18 protein-coding genes and 3 pseudogenes are annotated in these 22,459 nt (G+C 47.5%); 16 read left to right on the top strand and 5 right to left on the bottom strand.

Going from position 1 to position 22,459, the window contains the following annotated elements; all coding sequences use genetic code 11:
• Positions 1 to 75: 75 nt before the first annotated feature.
• The 9 genes and pseudogenes from RE628_RS19435 to RE628_RS19395 all read left to right on the top strand — a co-directional run bounded on the left by RE628_RS19435 (position 76) and on the right by RE628_RS19395 (position 10,076).
• The gene (locus RE628_RS19435; protein WP_309154586.1) at positions 76 to 1,020 is read left to right on the top strand and encodes a carbohydrate ABC transporter permease; all 945 of its coding nucleotides are present in this window, start codon (positions 76 to 78) and stop codon (positions 1,018 to 1,020) included.
• Positions 1,017 to 1,838 carry a carbohydrate ABC transporter permease gene (locus RE628_RS19430; protein ID WP_309154585.1) on the top strand — a complete coding sequence of 274 codons (822 nt, stop codon included), beginning with the start codon at positions 1,017 to 1,019 and terminating at the stop codon, positions 1,836 to 1,838. The genes RE628_RS19435 and RE628_RS19430 overlap by 4 nt, the downstream gene beginning before the upstream one ends.
• Before the next feature lie 45 nt (positions 1,839 to 1,883).
• Complete coding sequence (locus RE628_RS19425) at positions 1,884 to 4,970, top strand: glycoside hydrolase family 2 TIM barrel-domain containing protein (protein WP_309154584.1); 3,087 nt, start codon at positions 1,884 to 1,886, stop codon at positions 4,968 to 4,970.
• Between the two features lie 4 nt (positions 4,971 to 4,974).
• Positions 4,975 to 6,672 (top strand): amylo-alpha-1,6-glucosidase, encoded by a 1,698-nt coding sequence (locus RE628_RS19420; protein ID WP_309154583.1) that lies wholly within the window; start codon positions 4,975 to 4,977, stop codon positions 6,670 to 6,672.
• A gap of 3 nt (positions 6,673 to 6,675) precedes the next feature.
• On the top strand, positions 6,676 to 6,870 hold the full coding sequence (locus RE628_RS19415) for an EamA family transporter (RefSeq protein WP_309154582.1): 195 nt from the start codon (positions 6,676 to 6,678) through the stop codon (positions 6,868 to 6,870).
• Entirely contained in the window at positions 6,861 to 7,568 is a 708-nt protein-coding gene (locus RE628_RS19410; protein ID WP_309154581.1) for a DMT family transporter, read from the top strand. The genes RE628_RS19415 and RE628_RS19410 overlap by 10 nt, the downstream gene beginning before the upstream one ends.
• Positions 7,555 to 7,971, top strand: coding sequence for a LacI family DNA-binding transcriptional regulator (locus tag RE628_RS19405; protein ID WP_309154580.1), 417 nt, complete (start codon positions 7,555 to 7,557; stop codon positions 7,969 to 7,971). Before RE628_RS19410 ends, RE628_RS19405 begins: the two co-directional genes overlap by 14 nt.
• Positions 7,913 to 8,548: a substrate-binding domain-containing protein gene (locus RE628_RS19400; RefSeq protein WP_309154579.1), complete on the top strand. Its 636-nt coding sequence runs from the start codon at positions 7,913 to 7,915 to the stop codon at positions 8,546 to 8,548. Before RE628_RS19405 ends, RE628_RS19400 begins: the two co-directional genes overlap by 59 nt.
• A 194-nt stretch (positions 8,549 to 8,742) precedes the next feature.
• Positions 8,743 to 10,076, top strand: a pseudogene (locus RE628_RS19395) (DRTGG domain-containing protein).
• A 20-nt stretch (positions 10,077 to 10,096) separates the two neighbouring features.
• Here RE628_RS19395 and RE628_RS19390 read toward each other — a convergent pair.
• The 3 genes from RE628_RS19390 to RE628_RS19380 form a co-directional block, all read right to left on the bottom strand.
• Positions 10,097 to 10,396 carry a YtpI family protein gene (locus tag RE628_RS19390; protein ID WP_309154578.1) on the bottom strand — a complete coding sequence of 100 codons (300 nt, stop codon included), beginning with the start codon at positions 10,394 to 10,396 and terminating at the stop codon, positions 10,097 to 10,099.
• Positions 10,397 to 10,481: 85 nt separating this feature from the next.
• Positions 10,482 to 10,979: a sporulation membrane protein YtrI gene (locus RE628_RS19385; protein ID WP_309154577.1), complete on the bottom strand. Its 498-nt coding sequence runs from the start codon at positions 10,977 to 10,979 to the stop codon at positions 10,482 to 10,484.
• Positions 10,976 to 11,305, bottom strand: a complete 330-nt coding sequence (locus tag RE628_RS19380) for a YtrH family sporulation protein (protein ID WP_068780301.1) — start codon at positions 11,303 to 11,305, stop codon at positions 10,976 to 10,978. The genes RE628_RS19385 and RE628_RS19380 overlap by 4 nt, the downstream gene beginning before the upstream one ends.
• Positions 11,306 to 11,510: 205 nt before the next feature.
• Here RE628_RS19380 and RE628_RS19375 point away from each other — a divergent pair, with 205 nt between their 5' ends.
• Together RE628_RS19375 and RE628_RS19370 are read left to right on the top strand one after the other, a co-directional pair.
• On the top strand, positions 11,511 to 15,464 hold the full coding sequence (locus tag RE628_RS19375; RefSeq protein WP_309154576.1) for a DNA polymerase III subunit alpha: 3,954 nt from the start codon (positions 11,511 to 11,513) through the stop codon (positions 15,462 to 15,464).
• Positions 15,465 to 15,516: 52 nt separating this feature from the next.
• Positions 15,517 to 15,690, top strand: coding sequence for a hypothetical protein (locus tag RE628_RS19370; protein WP_309154575.1), 174 nt, complete (start codon positions 15,517 to 15,519; stop codon positions 15,688 to 15,690).
• Positions 15,691 to 16,088: 398 nt separating this feature from the next.
• Here RE628_RS19370 and RE628_RS19365 read toward each other — a convergent pair whose 3' ends face one another.
• Both RE628_RS19365 and RE628_RS19360 read right to left on the bottom strand, forming a co-directional pair.
• The gene (locus tag RE628_RS19365) at positions 16,089 to 16,484 is read right to left on the bottom strand and encodes a hypothetical protein (protein ID WP_309154574.1); all 396 of its coding nucleotides are present in this window, start codon (positions 16,482 to 16,484) and stop codon (positions 16,089 to 16,091) included.
• Positions 16,485 to 16,714: 230 nt separating this feature from the next.
• A complete protein-coding gene (locus RE628_RS19360) occupies positions 16,715 to 16,945 on the bottom strand; it encodes a hypothetical protein (protein WP_375142936.1) in 231 nt (76 codons plus the stop codon).
• A gap of 747 nt (positions 16,946 to 17,692) precedes the next feature.
• Here RE628_RS19360 and RE628_RS19355 point away from each other — a divergent pair.
• The 5 genes and pseudogenes from RE628_RS19355 (at position 17,693) to pyk (ending at position 22,362) form a co-directional block, all read left to right on the top strand.
• Positions 17,693 to 18,181, top strand: coding sequence for a phosphatidylglycerophosphatase A family protein (locus tag RE628_RS19355; RefSeq protein ID WP_309154573.1), 489 nt, complete (start codon positions 17,693 to 17,695; stop codon positions 18,179 to 18,181).
• Between the two features lie 156 nt (positions 18,182 to 18,337).
• Positions 18,338 to 18,526, top strand: a complete 189-nt coding sequence (locus RE628_RS19350; protein WP_309154572.1) for a glutamate decarboxylase — start codon at positions 18,338 to 18,340, stop codon at positions 18,524 to 18,526.
• Between the two features lie 301 nt (positions 18,527 to 18,827).
• Positions 18,828 to 19,720, top strand: a pseudogene (gene accD, locus RE628_RS19345) (acetyl-CoA carboxylase, carboxyltransferase subunit beta).
• Positions 19,721 to 20,817: pseudogene (locus RE628_RS19340) on the top strand (acetyl-CoA carboxylase carboxyltransferase subunit alpha).
• Between the two features lie 123 nt (positions 20,818 to 20,940).
• Complete coding sequence (gene pyk / locus RE628_RS19335) at positions 20,941 to 22,362, top strand: pyruvate kinase (RefSeq protein WP_309154571.1); 1,422 nt, start codon at positions 20,941 to 20,943, stop codon at positions 22,360 to 22,362.
• Positions 22,363 to 22,459: the final 97 nt, after the last annotated feature.

Raw genomic sequence — 22,459 nt, 5'->3', positions numbered from 1 at the left:
GTCTCCCTCCTTTCCTGACATAATCGCCCGCTCAGGGATATGCTATCAGACTAAGAGGAAAGTCGGAGGTTAGCTATGGAACAAGCAGCCAAAAGCTATAAACGAGCCCGCAAATTAGCAAAATGGACTCCTTACTTATTTATTTCGCCCTGGATCGTCGGCATATTGCTTTTTACAGTTGGACCACTAGTGTTTTCATTAATTATGAGCTTCTTCAATTGGCCTGTCACCTCTAAGCCGAAGTTTATCGGTTTTGACAACTATTCCAAGATGTTCACGGATGATCCTCAGTTCTATAAATCATTGTGGATTACATTGAAGTTTGCAATCTTCTATGTCCCATTAAGCCTGGGTATCTCACTGATATTAGCATTACTCATCACGCAGCATGTGAAGGGAGTTAAGATATTCCGTACTATCTTCTATTTGCCTGCTGTCGTGTCTGGGGTTGCAGTATCTATCATTTGGGGCTGGATTTTCAACACTAAATACGGAATTTTGAACTACGCTTTGTCCCTGCTCGGCATTGAAGGGCCCAAATGGTTAGTCGATCCGAATAGTGCAATTATCTCTATCGTCATTGCCAGCGCCTGGGGTGTTGGCACGATGATGTTAATCTTCTATACGAATATTAAAGGCATTTCTCCTGATCTATATGAATCGGCAGCGATTGACGGTGCGGGGCCGTTTCGGCAGTTCTGGAGTATTACCTTGCCACTGATTACACCGACTCTATTCTTTAACTTGATTACGTCAACGATATCAGCATTGCAGCAATTAACACTGGTCCTGCTTCTGACCAATGGCGGACCTCTTAAATCGACCTATTTCTACGGGTTGTTCGTGTACAATAATGCGTTCAAGCATCATAAGCTCGGTTATGCGAGTGCGAACGCTTGGTTTATGTTCATTATCATCTTATTGTTAACGGCATTGATCTTCAGATCTTCCTCTGTTTGGGTGTTTTATGAGAATGAAGTGAAGAGTAATAAGCCTGCGCGGGGAGGAAAGGGCAAATGAAGACATCAGCATGGTATAAGACGATTATCTATGCTCTTCTAGTGTTGTTTTCGATCTATTTTCTGTTTCCTTTTATTTGGATTGTGCTAACCGCGTTGAAGACGGAAACGGAAGTTTATCAGTATCCTGTCGTATTTTTCCCGACTGAATGGAAATTCTCCAACTTTGTTCATGCTTGGAATGCCCAGCCATTCGGTAAATATTTGCTGAATTCGGTTACGATTACGGTGCTAACGACCATTGGACAGATTATTTCTTGTTCGATGATCGCTTATGGATTTTCCAGATATGAGTTCAAGTTCAAGAATGCATTGTTCATCTTACTGCTAGCGACAATGATGATCCCATGGGACGTTACGATGATTCCTCTCTACATGCAGTTCAATATGTTTGGCTGGATCAATACGCTGAAGCCGCTGATTATACCTGCCTTTTTCGGATCGGCGTATTATGTGTTCCTACTGCGGCAATTTCTGATGGGCGTGCCAAAGGAGCTGGAGCATGCGGCCAAAATTGATGGGGCGAGTGACTTCCAGACGTACTCGAGAATATTCGTACCGATTATGAAGGCGCCACTAACGTTAATTGCAGTTTTAAATATGCTCGGCGTATGGAACGACTATCTCGGACCACTCATTTTCTTGCAGGATCGCTCGAAGTATACATTGGCATTAGGGTTGGCTGCATTTAAAGGAGTCCATGAATTACAAATTCTTCCGATTATGTCGATTACGATATTAATGATTATTCCGCCGGTGATCGCCTTCTTCTTTGCACAGAAATATATAGTTGAAGGGATTAGCGGAGCGATTAAATAAAAGCTTCAAGCGTTATACAACAATGGTATTGGGGAGGAAGCTGGTATGAGAAGAGCACATAAACGCTGGGAGGATATTCATCTATCTCACATCAATCGTAAAAGCGCGAGCGCAAGTTTCTGGCGCTACCGCTCGAAGGAGCAAGCGCTAGAGATGAAGAAAGAGGGGAGTATTGACTATCAAAGTCTGGACGGAGATTGGGAGTTCCTCTATCTGGAGGCACCAGAATTGTCTCCGTCAGGCTTCTATCATATCGACCATGATTCTAGCAAGTGGGACCATATCGAGGTTCCATCCTGTTGGCAGATGAAAGGGTACGGGAAGATGAGCTATACCGATCTGTATTATCAGTTCCCGATCAATCCTCCATATGTGCCAACCGAGAATCCGACAGGCATTTATCGGCGCAGATTCCATCTGGAAGAACTGGTACCAGGGCAGCGTATCATATTGAAATTTAATGGTGTGGATAGCGCCTTTGATCTGTGGATTAACGGAGAACATGCGGGTTACAGCAAGGTGAGCCGTCTACCATCGGAGTTCGATATTACCTCGTATGTCGCAGCGGGTGACAATCAGATCACTGTACGTGTCTATCAATGGTCGGACGGGACTTATCTGGAAGATCAGGATATGTGGTGGTTGAGCGGTATCTTCCGTAGTGTTGAACTGTATCAGATGCCGGAGACGGCGATCGAGGATATTTATGTGGTGACCGCATTTGATGAATTGTACCAAGATAGTGAATTGAAGGTACAGATCAAGTTGGATAGTTGCTTCGCACTAGAAAAGAGTGTCCGTATCGCCTGTGAAGTGCTTGATGATCAAAGAGAACTCGTAGCTCAGATGGAGCAAGTAGTGGCGATTTCTGCTGGAGCGACCAATGATATTACGTTGACTAAGCTAATCTCTGCACCAAAGCAATGGACAGCGGAAACCCCGAATCTTTATTCGCTGATCGTGACGCTGTATGAAGGAGACCAGGCTATTGAGGTCATCCCTCTGCGTATCGGCTTCCGCTGTGTTGAAGTGAAGGATGGCAATATTCGAGTGAATGGCAAAGTGATCATGCTGAATGGTGTCAACCGCCATGACCATGACCCTGAACATGGACGCACTATCAGTAAGGAACGTATGTTACAGGACATCCTTCTCATGAAGCGACACAATATTAATGCAGTTCGTACAGCCCATTATCCGAACAACGAAGTATTCTATGACCTCTGTGATCAATACGGGCTGTATGTCATCGATGAAGCCGATCTGGAATGCCACGGCTTCGAACTGATCGATCGCTACGATTGGCTGTCCGATAATAAGGAATGGGAGCAATCCTATGTGGAACGCGCTGAGCGGATGGTGATGCGAGACCGTAACCACGCTTCAATTATTATGTGGTCCTTGGGCAATGAGTCGAGCTTCGGCAGCAACTTCCTAAGCATGACTCAGGCCTGCAAACGACTAGATCCGACGAGGTTAGTTCACTATGAAGGAGATCGCAAAGCGATTGTCACCGATGTCTATTCCACGATGTATACAAGGCTCGAGAGGCTGAAGGAGATCGGCCGCGATGATGAAGGCAAGAAGCCGCATATGATGTGCGAATACGGACATGCCATGGGCAACGGACCGGGCGGCTTGCAGGAGTATCAGGATGTATTCAGACAGTACAAACGGCTTCAGGGCGGCTTTATCTGGGAATGGTGTGATCATGGCGTTCAGCAGGTCGATACAGATGGAAATGCTTATTATGCTTACGGCGGAGACTTCGGGGATGAGCCTACGAACGGTAATTTCTGCATCGATGGCTTGATTTACCCAGATCAGATACCTTCGCCAGCATTGCTGGAATATAAAAAAGTAATCGAACCGGTGAAGACGACGGCTTTAGATCTCAAGCAAGGCATGATTGATATAGAGAATACGTATCAATTTATCGATCTCTCTCATTTGCAGCTCGAATGGCAAATTGTACATGACGATCAGGTACTTAGTCAGGGAACATCACCGCTGAATACTATTCTACCTGGTGAGAAACGAGAGCATCGGATCGACTTTTCCATCGATGAGGTGCTTCCGAACACAGATTACTATATGAATTTGCAATATAAATTGAAGGACGGAACGATTTATGCCGAACAGGGGCACGTCATAGCCGATGCGCAGTTCAAGCTTCCGTATGTACGCACAGAATTGACAGTGCGCCAAGTATCCGGAGAGCTAAGCATTGTTCGGGATGCCGTGTATACGACGATATCCAATGATCAATTCGAAGTAGTATTTGACCATGTATACGGTTATTTGCACAGCTACTGCAGACAGGGCGATGCATGGATTGAACGTGGTCCGAGATTGACGATGTGGCGGGCGCCGATCGATAACGATATGTACAAAGTTGATGATTGGAAGAAGAAGTATTTCCTTCATCTGAGCAGCGAGCAATTGGTAGATTTCGATGTAAAAGACAATGGAAGCTATGCGGAAGTTAATATTACTACTTACTTCAGCGCTCTGAACCAGGCCTTTGGCTTCGATTCAACTTATCGATATATCGTCTTTGCGGATGGAACGATTCGGCTTCATCTGTCGGGAGAACCTGTTATTCTCTGCAAGGAAGTTCCGTCCATGCTGCCACGGCTAGGTATCGAGATGCATGTCCGCCAAGAGCTGGGGCAAGTGACCTGGTATGGCAGAGGTTTTGGAGAGAACTATGTTGATAGCAAGCAAGCATCGATAATGGGGGTATTTAACGCTGCTGTTGAAGAACTTCATACCCCATATGTGTATCCGCAGGAGAACGGTAACCGTACCGATGTCAAATGGTTCAGTATGTCCGATCAGGAGGCATCGCTCTTGTTCAAATCGCGGCATAGCTGCGAACTCACTGTGCATGATTACACGACAGAAGCGCTCGAACGGGCGAAGCATCGTCATGAATTGGAGAAGGCATCCTATCATGTCGTTCATATCGATAACATGCAGAGCGGACTTGGAAGCAATAGCTGCGGCGAGGAACAGCTTCCTCCGTACAAGCTTGGTCTCCAGCCATTTGAAATCGATGTAGAATGGTCCGTGGTTGCTCCTGGAACTGAAATTAGTGCAAGCAAGCGGCTCTACGCCGAAAAGGGGTGAGGCAATGAATATGAACATTGCGGATATTCCATTTAGTCGCTACGGCTCATACTTTGCCTTATCACTGGATCGGAAGACCGGTCATCTGATGCTGCGGGACTTGCATGGTGGAGACGAGGCGCCAAGTAACATATTTGAGCTACGACTCATGCAGAGTGGCGTGCCGATCGATTATGATCTCGATGTGACGGAAACGAGGCTTCGCCTCGTCCATCGTGATCAACCGCAGCAATGGGCAGAGTTGTGTATCAGTGATGAAGATGTCATTCGCGGCATAATGAATGGAGTATCACTCCAACTAACGGCACTCAAGTCGCGTTATGATAGCCTTATGCCTTATGGGGCAGGGCAATGGGAATACCATTTGTACACCAAGGAGATCAAACTGATGTTCACCGTACTGAGCGGAGAAGTGGATGTTGACGCTCCATGGAGTACGGTTGGCAATGAACGTATAGCTATAACTTTCAATCCAGATGGCGGAGATTCTAGCTTCGCCATCGAAAGCTATAAGACCGTCTGGTCGCGACGGGAGTATGATGATTATTCTGCGGCATACGAGCGCGTCAGACAACATTATGAACAGTGGCTAAAACAAATGACGGCCGTACCGGAGCGATTCGAGCCATCACGTCAATTGGCATCGTATATCACTTGGTCTTGTGTCGTACATCCTGAGGGTCAGCTAAAGGATTACGCAATGTATATGTCCAAGAACTGGATGTTCAACATCTGGAGCTGGGATAACTGCTTCAATGCGCTGATGTTAAGCAGTCAGCGACCTGAACTAGCGCTAGCTCAACTCGAGATATTCATGGCTCATCAGGATCGCAGTGGTATCTATGCGGATTTCATCAATGATAAGTTCATTTCTTTCAATTGTTGCAAGCCGCCGATCCATGCCTGGGCATTTGCTCAGATGAGACAACGTAATGTATTGTTCAATGATCCAGCGATTGTGGCTCGCGTATATGATAGCTTGAAGCGGGCGACGAATTATTGGTTGGAACACCGTCGCAGCGATGTTAAGCATCTGCCGGTGTACAATCATGGTAATGATTCCGGTTGGGATAATGCTTCGATTTTCCATGATGGAATTCCGGTAGAGGCGCCAGACTTAGCCGCTCATCTGATTCGCCAGATCGATATCCTAAGTGATATGGCGGTTGAGCTAGGGCTCATTGGCGAGGCGAAGAAGTGGAACGAGACGGCCGATGAATTATACCGTATGCTCATGGAGCGCCTGTATATGGAAGGCACTTTTGTAGCCAGATATGCACCGGAACACCGGATTATTGCACAGCAGGACAGCTTGATTCTATTAATGCCGCTTGTGATTGGCTACAGATTACCGCCGGATCTGACGGATAGGCTGGTGCAGGTGTTAATTGAAAAATTCGAAGCCCCTTATGGACTGTGTACAGAGAGTAAAGACAGTCAGTTATATAAGGACAATGGCTATTGGCTAGGTCCGATCTGGGCACCAGTCACCTATTTGTTCATTGATGCACTTCAAAATAATGGATATAATGAACTTGCAGCATCATTGGCGAATAAATTTATGGAACTGACACTTGTCGGCGGAATGGCGGAGAACTTTGATCCATTCAGCGGCAAAGGCCTGGTTGATCCTGCCTTTACTTGGACATTGAGTGTATTTCTGCTGTTAGCGGAACGGTTCGCGGGTGGCGGTGAGTGGTAAGGAATGAGAAAATATGCAGGTGAACTCGGCCTTCTGCTTGTGGCGGTGATTTGGGGAACGGGATTTATTGCGAGTGCAATTTCACTCGATTTTCTATCACCCTATCAAGTGATGGCGATTCGCTTCCTGATTGCCTTCTGTCTAATGACTCTGATCTTTATGAAGCATTTGCGGGCGCTAACGCGCCGGTGTTTATAGCAGGTACGGTGCTGGGAGTATTTCTATTCCTGGCCTTTCTGCTACAAACGGTGGGACTGCAATATACGACACCTTCTAAAAATGCATTTCTGACAGCAGTTAATGTAGTGATTGTTCCGTTTATCGGCTATCTCATTTTCCGTAGAGGCTTGGATAAATACGGCTTGATCGGTGCGTTTCTGGCAATTGTTGGTGTTGGCGTTCTTTCTATTGAATTAAATGGAGCTTTTAATACCGGAGATGCTCTAACTCTGCTGTGTGCGATTTGCTTCGCCTTCCATATTTTCTTTACGGCGGAATTTGTTAAGAAGCACTCGCCAATCGGGCTAACGATCGTGCAGATGTTTATCGCATTCTTATTATCTATACTGGTCATCTTGTTTCGTGGGGAAACGATTCATTTCGATCTTGATGGTAGAGGTTTGCTGGCAGCTTCCTATTTAGGTATATTCAGTACGACGATAGCCTTTCTGGTACAGACCGTCGCGCAGAAATATACAACCGAGACAAAAGCGGCGATCATATTATCGACAGAGGCGCTGTTCGGAACTCTGTTCTCGGTGTTGATCTTGCATGAACAGCTTACGATACGTATGATTATCGGTAGTATATTGATTTTGGCAGCGGTGATTACAGCAGAGACGAAGCTGGCTTTTATACAAAATAAGATGAGTAGGCGGTATAATGGCGACGATTAAAGATATTGCGGATATAGCCAATGTGTCGATTGCGACAGTGTCGCGGGTACTGAATTACGATGAGACATTGAATGTGACCGATGAGACAAGACAGCGGGTCTTCGAGGCCGCTGAGCAACTCTCCTATCAGGCACCGAGTCGTAAGAAGCGTAAGCGGAGATTCAAGATTGGACTCTATTATTCTTATTCTCTGGAAGAAGAATTGGACGATACTTATTATCTCTCGATTCGTGTGGCACTGGAGAAGAAGCTAGAGCAGGAAGGACATAAAATATATCGCATTCGCAGCGGTGACCAGCCTGAACGGTTGAGAACGATCGATGGGATTATTTGTCTTGGCTTCTTTGTCAAAGAAGACATTCGAGCGCATATCAGGCTTCCAGAAGCCTGTAGTCTTTATTGATTCTTCCCCTGATCCGGATCTCTTTGATTCGGTCGTGATCGATTTTCATAAGGCGACGCGCAAGGCGCTTGACTACTTGCTGGAGCTTGGACATACGAAGATTGGCTTCATTGGCGGTGTGGATACGGACAAATCGGGCAATCATTATTATGATCTGCGGCAGGAAGTGTTCGAGAATTACTTAAAGAATAAGGGCCTCTATCATGAGGAGTATATTAAGATTGGTGGCTATAATCCGAAGGATGGCTACTTGTTGCTGAAGCAGCTACTGGAGCTTAAGGAGAAGCCGACCGCTGTATTCGTGGCGAACGATACAATCGCAGTTGGTCTCTACAAGGCTTGTTCCGAACTCGGATATCGAATTCCGGAGGATATTAGCATTATCGGGTTCAATGATATCTCGGCCGCGCAGTTCATGGTTCCTCCCCTGACCACGATTCGTCTAAATACGGAGTTTATGGGTGAGGTAGCCGTAACCCTGATGCAGGATCGCTTGAATAGCGCAAGGGAGATTTGTATGAAGATCACGATTCCGACAAAGCTGATCATTCGTGAGAGTGCTGTCGACGTGAAATGAAAGGCGTGTGCCGTATTTTCGTATACCGTACAGAAATTGAATAACATACAACGGCCCTTTCCATACTTATTATGGGAGGGGCTTTTTGTCTGAATAACCCTAGCACGGAAAGAGAAGTAATTATGCTTTTACAATATAAAATAAAGTGTATAATAGATACAGAATAGTACAGATTCGGATTGGGGGTATAACAGTTGGAGGTGCATGAAGAGGGGATTACAAAGCACGAGCAGCTGCTTCAATATATTGAAGGACTAAAGATTGGTACAAAGATATCCGTGCGTAAATTGGCTAAGACGATGAATGTGAGCGAGGGTACAGCTTACCGGGCACTGAAAGAAGCGGAAAATCTAGGTATCGTCATTACGAAAGAGAGGATCGGTACGGTTCGCGTCGAGAAGAAGCCGAGGAATCTGTCCGATCAATTGAGCTTTGAAGATGTCGTGGAAATCGTAGAAGGCCATGTTCTTGGCGGGGCCGAGGGGTTAGGTAAAACCCTGAACAAGTATGTGATCGGAGCTATGAAAATCGACGCGATGGCACGCTATATTGATGCGGGTAGTCTGCTGATTGTCGGTAACCGCGAGAATACCCATTCTTTGGCGCTACAGCAGGGTTCTGGCGTGCTCATTACCGGCGGATTTGGGACAAGTCGTGAAGTGAAGAATTTGGCGGACTCCTTACAACTGCCGATTATTTCATCACGCCATGATACGTTTACGGTAGCATCTATGATCAATCGTGCCCTATTCGATCGTCTGATCAAGAAGAAGATTATACTCGTTGAGGATATTGTCGCAAGGAAACCGCGGGTCAATATGCTGAAGCTGACGAGTACGATCTCTGATTTTGACCAGCTGTCGATAGAGACGGGGCGCAGCATTTTCCTGTTGTCGATGAATGGAACCGGGTTTTCGGCATTGTTAGCCGCAAAGACGTCGAGGAGCTCAGCGGCGACCAGAGCATTGAGAAGTGCTTGATCCGTCATCCTATCACTGTAGGTATGCAGACATCGCTAGCCTCAGCCGCACAGATTATGGTGTGGGAAGGGATTGATTTTCTACCTGTAGTAGATCGCAATCGTAAGTTGGTCTCTTCGGTAACACGTAGAGAGGTGCTGCAAGCAATGAGGGACGCTCAAAATCAGCCACAGATGGGTGAGACCTTTGAGCATTTGATGTGGAACGGGTTCGCCGAAGAGCGTGATCAGGATGGTAAGCTGTTCTTTCATGGTATGATCACGCCGCAGATGGCAACCCATTTAGGTACAATCTCTCACGGCGTGCTTAGCTCGTTAATGACGCAAGCTGCCTTGACCTTCGCCAAAGATGTTAGCGGGGCTGATTATGTCGTAGATAATTTATCGACCTATTTCATCCGGCCTGTCCAAATTGAGAATCCGGTCGTTATTACTCCGGTCATATTGGAGATGAGCCGCAGGGCATGTAAATTGGAGATTTTGATGAAATATCAGGACAATATTGTCGCCAAGGGGATGCTGTCTTTGCAATCGATCGACCATGCATAGACCCAAGATTCTAGCATTTTTTAATCCGCTCTTTGTCTTGAGAAGATTCCATAGTTGCGGAAGCCTGCAAAAATATTAAACGCCCCCAGCACCATAAAGATGGCACCTACGACCACACGAATAGTCGAACCGGTGAACATGAACATTTGAATCATCGCCAGGAACAGCAGCATAAAGCCCATACTGATATTGCTCTTGGCCTGTGTGATGCCGCGCTTATGGGGGTCAATAGATCGGCGCGCCTTCAGGCTGAAGATAATCGAGCATAAACTGGATAGCAACAAGCCAGCATACACCACATACAGAATGCCATCGACCATAGTAGTAGGACAGCTCCTTTTCGCATTAAAATATTACCAAATAATGTGATATCAAGTATGATTTATATCATTGTAACACGAAAAATTAACTTCGCACATATGGTCGCATATCGACCCAAATCTGCAATACGCCTTCACTGACGAGCATCGTCTTGATTTGAATGCTATAGTCCTTATCGCGGACCGAATATATTTTCTTATTAAGCAGGGTACGGGCCATTTTGGCGTCGGAATCGATGTCAAAGATGTTCCTGCCGCGCAGCACCTCAAGCTCGTCCTGCAGCGTCTGCACGACTTCTTTGACAGCGAGGGAATCTAAAGGTGGGTCGCGTTCTTCTATCGTTACCTTAATCTCTTTGACGACAGTGGAACGATTTTTGTATTTTCGGAGTGTCTTATTGTCTTCCTCCACCTGATAGAGTTTGATTTGAAGGTCTTTATTCTCAATCCACAGCTGATTAAAGCTTGCCTGAAACACCATATTGTAAGCGATGCTGCCAATAACTATGCCCAGCAGGAACACGCCGACAAACTGCATAAAGCGCTTGAAGCCCTGGAGACTAGGCCATTTGCCCTTCTTCATCCCCTGCCGCCCCCGCACATCCAGCGCACGATTTCCGCTCCTATATGAGCCCCGAGAAATGCGAACATCAAATATAGAATCTGCTTAATAGCCGGTGAGATGTTACCGTCAAAGAAATTGCTCTCGATCACCCGCATCGGGTCGATCGTTCCGCCTACCGCGGCAGCCAGCGCCCAGATCTTGATGCGGCCGGCAATCTCGAGCATACTCTGAGTCGGCGGTTGAAAGGCCATAACCGCTCCGATCCCTCCTATTAGAGCTCCTCCTAGCACGATTCCGAATGCAACAAAGAAGTCGATGACTGCCTTTGTAAGAAAAGTACTCATTTTTAGTCAGTTCCCCTTTCGCTAGATGGCTCGTCCGGGTCTTAATCTTCTGTACCGTGTGAAATACCCCTTGTCCTTCGTTACTCTCATTCTATGGGCGTAGCATATAGATGTATGATAAAATCTTTTATTAAAGAAACAGTTTTATAGATAGGGTTAAATGAGGATTTACTAATAGTGATTTGTTTGGAAAGGAAGGGAACGCATGGACAGCTTTGTTCACTTGCATGTACACAGCGAATATAGCTTGCTGGACGGTGCCGCCCGGCTTGAAGATCTGGTAAAGAGAGCCGCTGGCTTCGGCATGAAGGCACTGGCGCTGACCGATCACGGAGTGATGTACGGTGCGGTTCCTTTTTATAAATTGTGCAAGGCAAATGGAATTAAGCCGATTATCGGATGTGAGATGTACTTCACGGCTGGGTCGCGCAAGGAGCGGGGAAGCCGCAAGGACCAGCCGATCCATCATCTGATTCTACTTGCGAAGAATATGCAGGGGTATCAGAACCTGATGCGACTGTGTTCGATCGCACAGCTTGAAGGATTCCATTACAAACCGAGGATCGACTGGGAGGTTCTGGCGCGTCATGCTGAAGGGCTCGTCTGCCTGAGTGCTTGTCTTGGCGGAGAAGTGCCGCAGCATCTGCTTCATGGTCGCTATGAGGAAGCAAAGCGGGCCGCTTTGCGCTATAAGGCGGCGTTTGGTGAGGACTTCTATCTAGAGCTACAGGATCACAGTATTCCGGAGCAGAAGAAGGTCAATCCACAGCTTATTCAGCTTGCTGAAGAGACGGGGATCGCTCTTGTAGCAACTAATGACGTTCACTACTTGGAGCAGGGTGATGCCGAGGTTCAGGATGTACTGATTTGTATTGGCACCGGCAAGAGCGTAGAGGACGAGGATCGTCTGAAAATGAATACGAACCAGCTCTATCTGAAAGAAGCGGCTCAGATGGCCACTCTGTTCCCGCATGTGCCGGAAGCGATTCGGAATACAGAGGTAATCGCTGAGAAATGTGAGCTAGAATTGGAATTCGGCAAGCATATTCTCCCGGCTTACCGTCCGATTCCTGAAGGAATGGACTCTGCATCTTATCTGGAATCTCTCTGTCAACAAGGTCTAGCTGAGCGATATGGTGGTTTGCCGGAGTGGCAGACACAGGAGGCCCAGACTTCTCTGCAGAAGCGGCTCAAGTATGAGCTGGAAGTTATCGCGAAAATGGGCTTCTCAGATTATTTTCTAATTGTATGGGATTTCATCGCCTATGCCCATCACCATGGTATCGCAACCGGTCCAGGTCGGGGATCCTCAGCAGGTAGTATCGTCGCTTATGTGCTTCATATTACGAATGTAGATCCGATGAAATATAAGCTGTTGTTTGAACGTTTTCTCAATCCGGAGCGGGTGACGATGCCGGATATCGATATTGACTTCAGCGATTTGCGCCGGGATGAAGTCATTGCTTATGTAGCGGATAAATATGGTTCTGAGCATGTTGCTCAGATTATTACCTTCGGTACAATGGCTGCGAGGGCGGCTGTGCGTGATGTAGGAAGGGCGCTGGGTGTTCCATTCGGTGAGGTCGATAAGGTAGCTAAGCTTATTCCCGGCAACCTGGGGATGACGATTGAGCGTGCGATGAAGGAGAGCCCGGATTTGAAGGGGCTATATGACTCACAGCCGCGTATTCATGGACTTCTCGATATGGCGATGAAGGTAGAGGGGATGCCGCGGCATGCTTCGACTCATGCGGCTGGCGTAGTTATCTCACGCGATCCGCTGACAGATGCGGTTCCACTGCAGACGGGCAGCGAAGGTACGGCGCTGACACAATATTCAATGGAGAATCTCGAAGCGATCGGTTTGCTGAAAATGGACTTTCTCGGTTTGCGTACGCTGTCGATCATCGAACGCTGCATGGAGTGGATCACGGAGGAGAGCGGAGATGCGCCGGATTTTCGTATCATTCCCGATGATGATCACAAGACTTATGAGATGCTAGGCCGTGGTGAGACGACTGGGGTATTCCAGCTTGAGTCGGCGGGTATGCGCCGCGTGCTACGTGATTTAAAGCCTTCGCAGTTTGAGGATGTAATCTCTGTTCTGGCCCTGTATCGTCCTGGTCCGATGGAGTTTATTCCGAATTATATTACTTCAAAGCACGGTTTGAGTGAGGTTCATTACCCGCATCCGGATCTGGAACCAATTCTGAAGGATACGTATGGCATTATCGTCTACCAAGAGCAGATCATGCAGATTGCTTCAAGGATGGCTGGATTCTCGCTTGGTGAAGCGGACTTGCTGCGCCGGGCCGTGTCGAAGAAGAAACGTGAGGTGTTGGATGAGCAGCGCGGTCATTTTGTGGCCGGGAGCAAAGCACAGGGCTATATGGAAGCGGACGCGAATGCGGTCTACGATATGATTGTTCGCTTCGCGGATTATGGTTTCCCGCGGGCGCATGCCGCAGCGTATGGGGTGCTCGCTTTTCAGACAGCTTATTTGAAGGCGCATTATCCAGTGCATTTCATGGCTTCGATGCTGACGGCTGTCATGGGCAGCCACCGCAAGGTAGCTGAATATATCGTCGAGTGCCGCCGGATGGGTATTATCGTATTGCCGCCGGATGTGAATGAGAGCGGGATATTGTTCACGCCTAGAGTGAACGGTACGGGCAGGTTCGGAGTTGTAAGAGACCTGAGCACCATTAGTTCCAATACAGATTCTGCAATAGATTCAGGTTCTGATTCCAGTTCTAATGTGGATTTTCCTATTTCGGTGGAATCTTCTCGTGTATCTATATCTACAGGTTGGGATGGATCTTCAGATTCGATCGGTACTCTAAATGATGGTGGTTCGGGTATAGCTGCTGAAGTATCCTTGGATGCCCAAAGTGATCTCGGTGCTCATTATGGGGTAATACGCTTCGGACTGGCTGCGATCAAGAATGTAGGTACGCAAGCGATGGAGAGTATTCTGAAGGAGCGACAGGAACGGCCTTTTGACAGTCTATTGGATTTCTGTCGACGCGTCGATTTACGTGTCTGCAACAAGCGTGTTATTGAGTCATTGATTCAGGGAGGCGCGTTCGATTCTTTGCCTGGGCATCGCGCTCAATTACTAGCGATGCTGGATGAGACGGTGGAAGCAGCGACGAAGTGGCGTAAGGAACGAGATGATCTGCAGATTCAACTGTTTGATTTCATCGAAACGCCGAATTGGTATATCGAATATCCTGAGATCCCTAAATTCACGATCGGACAGCAGCTTGAACTAGAGCGTGAGCTGCTGGGATTGTACTTATCCGGTCATCCGTTGGATGATTTTGATGAACTGCTGAACGAAGATGGAATCGATCGACTGATGGATTTGGCTGAGGCAGTGGATGAGAGCGAGACGGTCGTAGCGGGGATGGTTGTATCGCTCAAGACGATTATGACCAAGCAGGGCAAGCCGATGGCCTTCATGGAGCTGGAGGACCAGATTGAGCGTTGCGAGGTGGTCTTGTTTCCGAACGTGTGGCGCCGCTGTGAGCCACACGTAACCAAGGGCGCGCTGCTTGCGCTGCGCGCGACGGTCCAGCAGCAGGACGAAGGCTTCAAGCTGCTGGCCGATGAGGTGGCGCCGCTGAGCGCGCAGAGCCTCACCGCGCTGCGGCGCGGACTTGGCCGCCGGCGCAGCACGGCCCCAGCGGGGGCTGGCGGCAGCCGCGCTGGGAGCGGCGGGGCCGCAGGCGCGAGCGCTGCGGTGGGCACAACGGGCGCTTCTGGCAATGCGCGCCCAGGCGGTGCAGCAACGGAGGGCGCAGCCGATGCACCCGTCAGGGCACGCCCGAGCGGTGCAGCCGCAGCGGCGGTGCGCGGCGGCAGCGCTAGTGAGCCGCAGCCGACCCCGGCTGGCGCTGCGGCGAAGGCGGGAGGCACCGGCGGCGTGGAAGCCGGTGCCGACGGCAAACCGGAAACGTCGGATGCAATGGCATCCGGCGCTTCCCGTGCAGGCAGCCCTGCGGACGCTGCCACTGCGGCGGAGCCGAAGCACCCTCGTGGCCGTGCCACCGAGGGGCAAGCCGCCGCAGGCGGAAGGCCGCCGGGCGCCAGGCGGCCCGGGACGCCCCGGCGCGGAGCAACCGCGCACGGCGGGGCGAGAGCGGAAGACGGCTGAACAGCGCGTCTTCATCAAGATCACGGCGGCGGCGGAGAACGCCGGCCTGCTCGTGCAGCTGAAGCAGCTGCTTCAGCTGCATTCTGGCCCACTGGCCACGGTGCTGTTCTACGAGAGCACCGGCAAGCTGCTCGCGCTTTCAGATCGCTACAGCATCAAACCAACGCCAGATTTGCTCCGAGAGATGGAGCAAATGCTAGGGCAGGATACTGTGAAGATCAGATAAACTTCACACATTACCCCGATAACAGTGAATCAACCCGCTAATCGGTTATAAATTAGAAAAAAACTGCAAAAGTGCAGTTTTTCTCTAAGAACTCTCGATTTCGAAGAAAAGCCTGCAAAAATGCAGGCTTTTTCTCGTAAATTCGCTAAATTCCTCATTTTCCCGAAAAAAAAGGCATATATGCAGGAATTTCTATATATTTCTTCTGCCAAGGAGGAAAAAACTGCATTTTTGCAGTTTTTGTCTCGCTTCGAACGGCTAAATTCACAAACTTGCTTTAGTAGGCCTAAAATGGCACCGAAAATACCCATCAATCTCACATATAAGGGTGGATGTACGCAGGTAGATGTTCGATTGATGTAAATTAATGATGATATTGGGTGGAAATTTAGATCAATCTACAACAATCGCTGAATCTTCCCCGGATTCAACTCATAACGAACAATATGTCTGCCTTCCTTGCCGGCAATGGGGGTGAAGTAACCTTTGGTGCTAAGGGCCTGAAGCATCCGAACAGCAGTTCGATGGTTTATATCGAGCTGCTTCACTACATCTACTGGCCGCAAGGATCGTGCGAGGGTGATGGCCAGTCGGATGATTTCCCGTTCGGTGATACCCTCCAGATCGTTCGTGGTGGCTGCGGGATGATATCGACTAATTACCATACGCAATAATGTCATACATAGCTCAGGACGCTGAGCAACATCATCATAAGCAAAGGAGATCACCTGATATCCCATTGCAGACAAGAATGTTTCCCGATTCAGTTCGTTGCAATATTTCTGTCTGTCCATGTCTCGTACATGTGGGCCATAACCTTTTATTTCTTTAAAGAGGTAGTCAAAAAGTCAACTTTTGATCACGAAGCGAAACAGGAAGTTGCTCGGCATCGAATCTTGAATTCAGCCGGGCCTTCCGGTGCTCACGTACCTACTACGTACGCTCCGCTCCTCAGTCCCTAGCTTCATCCAACCTTCTCGGTGCTGAAAATTGGACTTTTTGAGCCTTATTTCAATAATCAGCTTTACATGCCCCGGTAGCCAGGCGAAGTCACAAAAGTAGGAGATTCCTCTCCAGTCAAGCACTTCAAACTCGGGGTGTAGATCGTTAAAGTTTCCCTGTAGCGGCCACCAAACATTGCGGCAAAACAGGATTTCAGCCTCCCTATGCCCTCGTTCCAAACGTCCTCTTCGTTCGCCTGTTCTTTGAAGTATATGAGCTTGAACAAATCCGAATGAGGAGTTTCAAAATCCATTGCTACCTAGCCTCCTTTATAAATAGAAAAAACGCCCCGGTTCCATAACAATATGGATCGGGACGTTTTTCGTCACTTGCTCATTATTATATTAAATATTGGGGGATTTATCCAATGGTGATGAGGACAACCCTGTTAATAATCCGCTGTTATATGACTGCTATAAGTGATCTGTATAAGTTGTACTAGTGATTATGTGAATGTAGACTGCCGGGTGAAATGTTATTACGATCACTACCCGTCGCGGATTTACTTCCTATGCGATTTTCCTACAGTAAGCTATTAGCTTCTTTAGAATCATTTCGCCCTCGTCCTTTGTTTTAGTTCAACTAATATAGCTGCGCGAATCGTGGTCGCTCATCCTTGAGTTGTGAGAGGTTTTTTTATGAACATTTTATGTGACTCTTGCATACACTTAGGAACACGAGAGGACAGGAATAGGATCAAGGGGAGGTAATCGTTTAAGTATCCAGTTCTCAGATGGGCGATAAACACGCGTGTACAGCGAAAAAATGAACATAGGTACATGAATGATTGGATGATATAAAGCGGAAAAGTGCATATGTTACCGATCAGATATAAGTCGAACAGGTAACTAGGAGACTGCAAAAATTTCTCGGCATAAAGAGAATACCTGTGAATATGTGAGGTTGAACATTTGAAGTTCGCAATCTGGTGAAGCAAATGTGGATTACTAATAAGTGTATTGAGAATAGGATCAACACGAATATCCTAGGAGGGGTAACGATGTCATTTGAATTGGCGGAGGCGCAGTTGTTGAAACGGGGAGTAAAGCTTGAGGAGATCGCTAAGATTGTCTATAAGCTTCAATTGCCTTATCATGATGATTTGACGGTAGAACAATGCTATGATAGCGTGAAGGCGGTATTGCAAAAACGCGAGGTTCAGTATACGCTTTTTACGGGTATCGCGCTTGATGAATTGGCGGAGCGGAAACTGCTTCCGGAGCCTTTGCAATCAATTATGGAAGCGGATGAACCGCTGTATGGTGTGGATGAGACCATGGCACTGGGCATTACTAGTGTATTTGGGATGATCGGGCTAACGAGCTTCGGCTATCTGGACAAGGTTAAGCCTGATTTGATCGGTAATCTGAACAATCAGGGAGATCATATTCATGTCTATTTAGATGATCTTGTCGCAGGACTTGCAGCCGCTGCTTCGGCGCGCATCGCCCATAAAAGCCAAAAGGCAACAAACTACTCCAAGGATTGATTTTTTTTGGTCTGTTAAGTCGAAATATGCCGGAGTTTATGCGGGCTCCGGCACGTTTTTAACTCCCTTGCTCTGTTGCGGGACTTTTGAACATTATGTTATCATTACTCTATTATACGGGCTTAAGTTGAGAGGTTAGGGGGCTTTGAGTAGGGCATGTGGACCGTAATGTATATTGCTCCTACCGCTAAGATTGCGGAAATGATCAAGTCAAAACTCACAGATGAAGGCTTTCTAGTCCAAACACGTCCAGTTAATTTATCAAAACAGCAGTTTGAAATATTGGTTCCTTCAGGGGAACTGGAAGAAGTTCAAGAAGTGTTGAATTCTATATTGCATCCATAAATGACAAGGAGACAACAGTTCATGTTATGTCCTTGTTTTCGGGTGTAATAAAGGAAGTTCAAAAAGTCCGCTTTTGACTTGCAAAGTAGCACTGAAAGTGTATACGGCATCGAACCTTGAATTCAGACGGGCCTAAGCGGATGTTACGGAGTTATGTTTCTTCCTGAAACATCTCAGATGCTCACGTACCCATAACGTACGCTGCTTCTCATGCCCTAGCTTCAACCAATTTTCTCGGTGCTGAAAACCTGCCTATTTGAACACTTACTAATAATAAATTAACGGCTGAAGAGGTGTAGTTGTGTTTAAAGACTTATTTCAGAAAAAAAGAAAATACGCGACCATTCCTTCAGAACGTTTGGGGAGCGACGCGAATCTACGCCGGCGGAACGGCCGAAGCGCGAAATCCCAGAAGGTCTGATGAATAAGTGCAGCCGCTGCGGCAGCATACAATACAGCAAGGAGCTTGAAAAGAACCTTAAGGTTTGTCCTTCTTGCGGCTATCATATGCGCCTCAATGCGATGGAACGGATCCGTATTACGTTGGATGAAGGTAGCTTCATCGAGTATGATCAGGATCTGGTATCTGAAGACCCGCTTGAGTTCCCGGGATATGCGACTAAGCTTGAGCAGCAGGCTATGAAATCGGGACTGCGTGAAGCGGTCGTTACCGGTGAAGGAACGATTGGCGGATTTCCAGTAGTTACTGCTGTCATGAGTTTTGATTTCTTTACTGGAAGCATGGGCTCAGCTGTTGGTGAGAAAATAACACGAGCCATTGAAGCGGCTACAGCCAAACGTCTACCAATTATTATCTTCTCGACATTGGGCGGGGCCCGTATGCAAGAGAGTATCCTTAGTCTGATGCAGATGGCGAAGACGAGTGCAGCCTTAGCCCGCCATAATGAGCAGGGCGGATTCTATATTTCGGTCATTACGGACCCGACTACAGGGGGCGTATCGGCCAGCTTTGCTATGCTTGGCGATATTATCATCGCTGAGCCAGGAGCAGTCTTCGGCTTCGCCGGCAGAATTGTCATTGAGCAGACGATTCGTCAGAAGCTGCCGGATGATTTCCAAACTGCAGAATTTAATTTGCAGCATGGTCAGTTGGATCTTGTGATTCATCGCAAAGAGCTTAAGGCGATGCTGACTAAATTGATCGACTTGCACAGCGTGAAGGGAGGAGCATAAATGGCTGGAGAATTGCCTTTTGAGACACCTCTTGTGAAACTGCGCGAGAAAATTAATGAGCTGAAGCAGTTTGGCCAGGAGAAGGGAATCGATTTCAGCGAAGAAGTTGCACGACTGGAGGAACGTTACAAACAGCTGGAGGAAGAAATATACAGCTACATAACGCCATCGCAGAAGATGCATCTAGCTAGACATCATCAGCGTCCGACCTCACTCGATTTGATTAACCTGATCTTTGAAGATTTCATCGAGCTGCATGGGGACCGTCTATTGGGGACGATCTGGCTATCGTGGGCGGTCTGGCTAAGCTAGACGGAACCGCGGTTACGGTCGTCGGTCAGCAGCGCGGTAAGGATACGAAGGACAATATCGCCCGATTCTTCGGCAGCCCGCATCCGGAAGGATTCCGTAAGGCACTGAGACTTATGCATCAAGCGGAGAAGTTCGGCAGACCTGTCATTACCTTTATCGATACCAAAGGCGCTTATCCAGGAAGCACGGCGGAGGAGAGAGGACAATCCGAGGCGATCGCCCGTAATTTGATGGAGATGGCTGCGCTTCGCGTACCTCTGATCTGCGTCGTGATTGGTGAAGGTGGTAGCGGTGGTGCATTAGCACTAGGTGTCGGCAACCGTGTCCTCATGCTGGAGAACGCTATATATTCTGCGATCTCACCGAATGGAGCGGCTTCGATTCTATGGAAAGACGCCTCTAAAGCAGATATGGCGGCCGAAGCGATGAGGATTACTGCTAAGGATCTGCTCGAGATGGAAGTCATCGAAGGCATCGTCCCTGAACCTCGTGGTGGTGCTCATCGTGATTATGAGACGACGGCAGCAGCGATCAAGCAGGAATTGCTCATTCATTTGCAAGAATTGTCCATTATGAATTCGGACGAGCTGCTGGAGGATCGCTACAGGAAGTTCCGTAAGATCGGCAAATTTACCGAAAAGGCAAACGTTGAGATCGGATATTCCAATTCCGATGAAGCAGCGACTGCTGAACTTGCTCTAGAGGATCATCAAGAATCGGAAGAAAAAAATGCTGATGTGAAAGAACAAGTTGTCATAGAATCTTCCGGCTCAGGAAATGTATAGGCTTTTATATTATCGATATGACAAATTCCCTATACAAATCGATTAAACTATAGTAAATTTAGTTGTTGGAAAAGAAGTATTAAAAAAAATATAGAGAGAACCTAAAAACGGAGGAAACCCAAAATGCGCAAAACAAAAATCGTATGTACTATCGGTCCTTCCAGTGAATCGTTAGAAAACACCAAGAAATTAATCATGGCCGGAATGAACGTTGCTCGCCTTAACTTCTCGCATGGTGATTTTGAGGAGCATGGCAACCGAATCAAAACGATTCGCCAAGCGAGCAAAGAGTTGGGGAAAACGATCGCCATACTGTTGGACACCAAAGGTCCTGAAATTCGCACCGGTAAATTGTTAGAAGAGCCGATTGAACTTGTTCAAGACGAGTTCATCACTTTGACCACTGAAGAAATCCTCGGTGACAAGAACCGTATCTCCATTACTTACAAAGAGCTTCCTGGAGATGTGAAAGTGGGTTCAACTATTCTGATCGACGATGGTCTGATCGGATTGACCGTTGAAGAAGTTCAAGGTACGGAAATCAAATGCCGCATCGTAAACGGCGGTACGATCAAGAGCAAGAAGGGTGTTAACGTTCCAGGCGTGAACATCTCTTTGCCAGGGATTACAGAGAAAGATGCTAACGATATCAAGTTTGGGGTAGAACAAGGCATCGATTTCATTGCGGCTTCCTTCGTTCGTAAAGCTAATGACGTACTTGAAATTCGTAAACTGCTTGAAAGCATGAATGCAACACATATCCAAATTATTTCGAAGATCGAGAACCAACAAGGTGTGGACAACCTGGATGAAATCCTTGAAGTGTCCGACGGCTTGATGGTAGCACGTGGTGACCTTGGCGTAGAGATTCCTGCTGAAGATGTACCACTCGTGCAAAAATTGATGATCGAGAAATGTAACCGCGTAGGTAAGCCGGTTATTACAGCAACACAAATGCTTGATTCCATGCAGCGTAACCCAAGACCTACTCGTGCGGAAGCAAGTGACGTAGCGAATGCGATTCTTGACGGTACAGATGCAATCATGCTTTCCGGTGAGACAGCTGCTGGTAAATATCCAGTTGAATCTGTTCAGACCATGTCCCGCATTGCTGAGAAGGCTGAATCTGCACTTGACTATCATGGAATTCTTGTGAAGCAAAGAATCGCTCAAGAGACTACAGTTACAGAAGCAATCAGCCAAGCTGTAACGACTTCTGCTCTTGAATTGAACGCTAAGGCAATCATCACTTCTACAGAAACGGGTTATACAGCACGTATGGTATCGAAGTATCGCCCGCAAGCACCGATCGTTGCAGTTACGACTCAAGATCAAACATTGCGTCGTTTGGCTCTGAACTGGGGCGTAATTCCAGTTAAAGGCCATGTAGCTACATCTACGGATGAAATGTTCGACAATGCTATGAAGGGCGGACTTGAGTCCGGCGTCGTTGCCGAAGGAGATCTCGTAGTTATTACTGCTGGAATTCCACTTGGAAGCTCCGGTTCAACGAACCTGATCAAGGTTGGCCAAGTTCGTAAATAATTCAAAAGATGCACTGGTATAGTGCGTAGGGATAAGAAGCAATGGGACAACCGGTGACGGTGTGCCATTGCTTTTTTTTCAATAGAGATCGAGATAT

The sequence above is a fragment of the Paenibacillus sp. D2_2 genome, assembly GCF_031199965.1.
In the GTDB taxonomy this organism is placed as follows: Bacteria; Bacillota; Bacilli; order Paenibacillales; family Paenibacillaceae; genus Fontibacillus.
The sequence above is the reverse complement of the archived record's forward strand: the minus strand, read 5'-3'. Positions and strand labels throughout refer to the sequence as shown.

What these genes read in the sequence shown, in the direction of transcription:
- RE628_RS19375 (WP_309154576.1), top strand. Translation starts at nt 11,511, where the DNA reads ATGGACAGCTTTGTTCACTTGCATGTACACAGCGAATATAGCTTGCTG.
- RE628_RS19405 (WP_309154580.1), top strand. Translation starts at nt 7,555, where the DNA reads ATGGCGACGATTAAAGATATTGCGGATATAGCCAATGTGTCGATTGCG.
- RE628_RS19365 (WP_309154574.1), bottom strand. Translation starts at nt 16,484, where the DNA reads ATGGACAGACAGAAATATTGCAACGAACTGAATCGGGAAACATTCTTG.
- RE628_RS19430 (WP_309154585.1), top strand. Translation starts at nt 1,017, where the DNA reads ATGAAGACATCAGCATGGTATAAGACGATTATCTATGCTCTTCTAGTG.
- RE628_RS19415 (WP_309154582.1), top strand. Translation starts at nt 6,676, where the DNA reads ATGAGAAAATATGCAGGTGAACTCGGCCTTCTGCTTGTGGCGGTGATT.
- RE628_RS19385 (WP_309154577.1), bottom strand. Translation starts at nt 10,979, where the DNA reads ATGAAGAAGGGCAAATGGCCTAGTCTCCAGGGCTTCAAGCGCTTTATG.
- RE628_RS19435 (WP_309154586.1), top strand. Translation starts at nt 76, where the DNA reads ATGGAACAAGCAGCCAAAAGCTATAAACGAGCCCGCAAATTAGCAAAA.
- RE628_RS19380 (WP_068780301.1), bottom strand. Translation starts at nt 11,305, where the DNA reads ATGAGTACTTTTCTTACAAAGGCAGTCATCGACTTCTTTGTTGCATTC.
- RE628_RS19390 (WP_309154578.1), bottom strand. Translation starts at nt 10,396, where the DNA reads ATGGTCGATGGCATTCTGTATGTGGTGTATGCTGGCTTGTTGCTATCC.
- RE628_RS19420 (WP_309154583.1), top strand. Translation starts at nt 4,975, where the DNA reads ATGAATATGAACATTGCGGATATTCCATTTAGTCGCTACGGCTCATAC.
- pyk (WP_309154571.1), top strand. Translation starts at nt 20,941, where the DNA reads ATGCGCAAAACAAAAATCGTATGTACTATCGGTCCTTCCAGTGAATCG.
- RE628_RS19355 (WP_309154573.1), top strand. Translation starts at nt 17,693, where the DNA reads ATGTCATTTGAATTGGCGGAGGCGCAGTTGTTGAAACGGGGAGTAAAG.
- RE628_RS19360 (WP_375142936.1), bottom strand. Translation starts at nt 16,945, where the DNA reads ATGGATTTTGAAACTCCTCATTCGGATTTGTTCAAGCTCATATACTTC.
- RE628_RS19350 (WP_309154572.1), top strand. Translation starts at nt 18,338, where the DNA reads ATGTGGACCGTAATGTATATTGCTCCTACCGCTAAGATTGCGGAAATG.
- RE628_RS19425 (WP_309154584.1), top strand. Translation starts at nt 1,884, where the DNA reads ATGAGAAGAGCACATAAACGCTGGGAGGATATTCATCTATCTCACATC.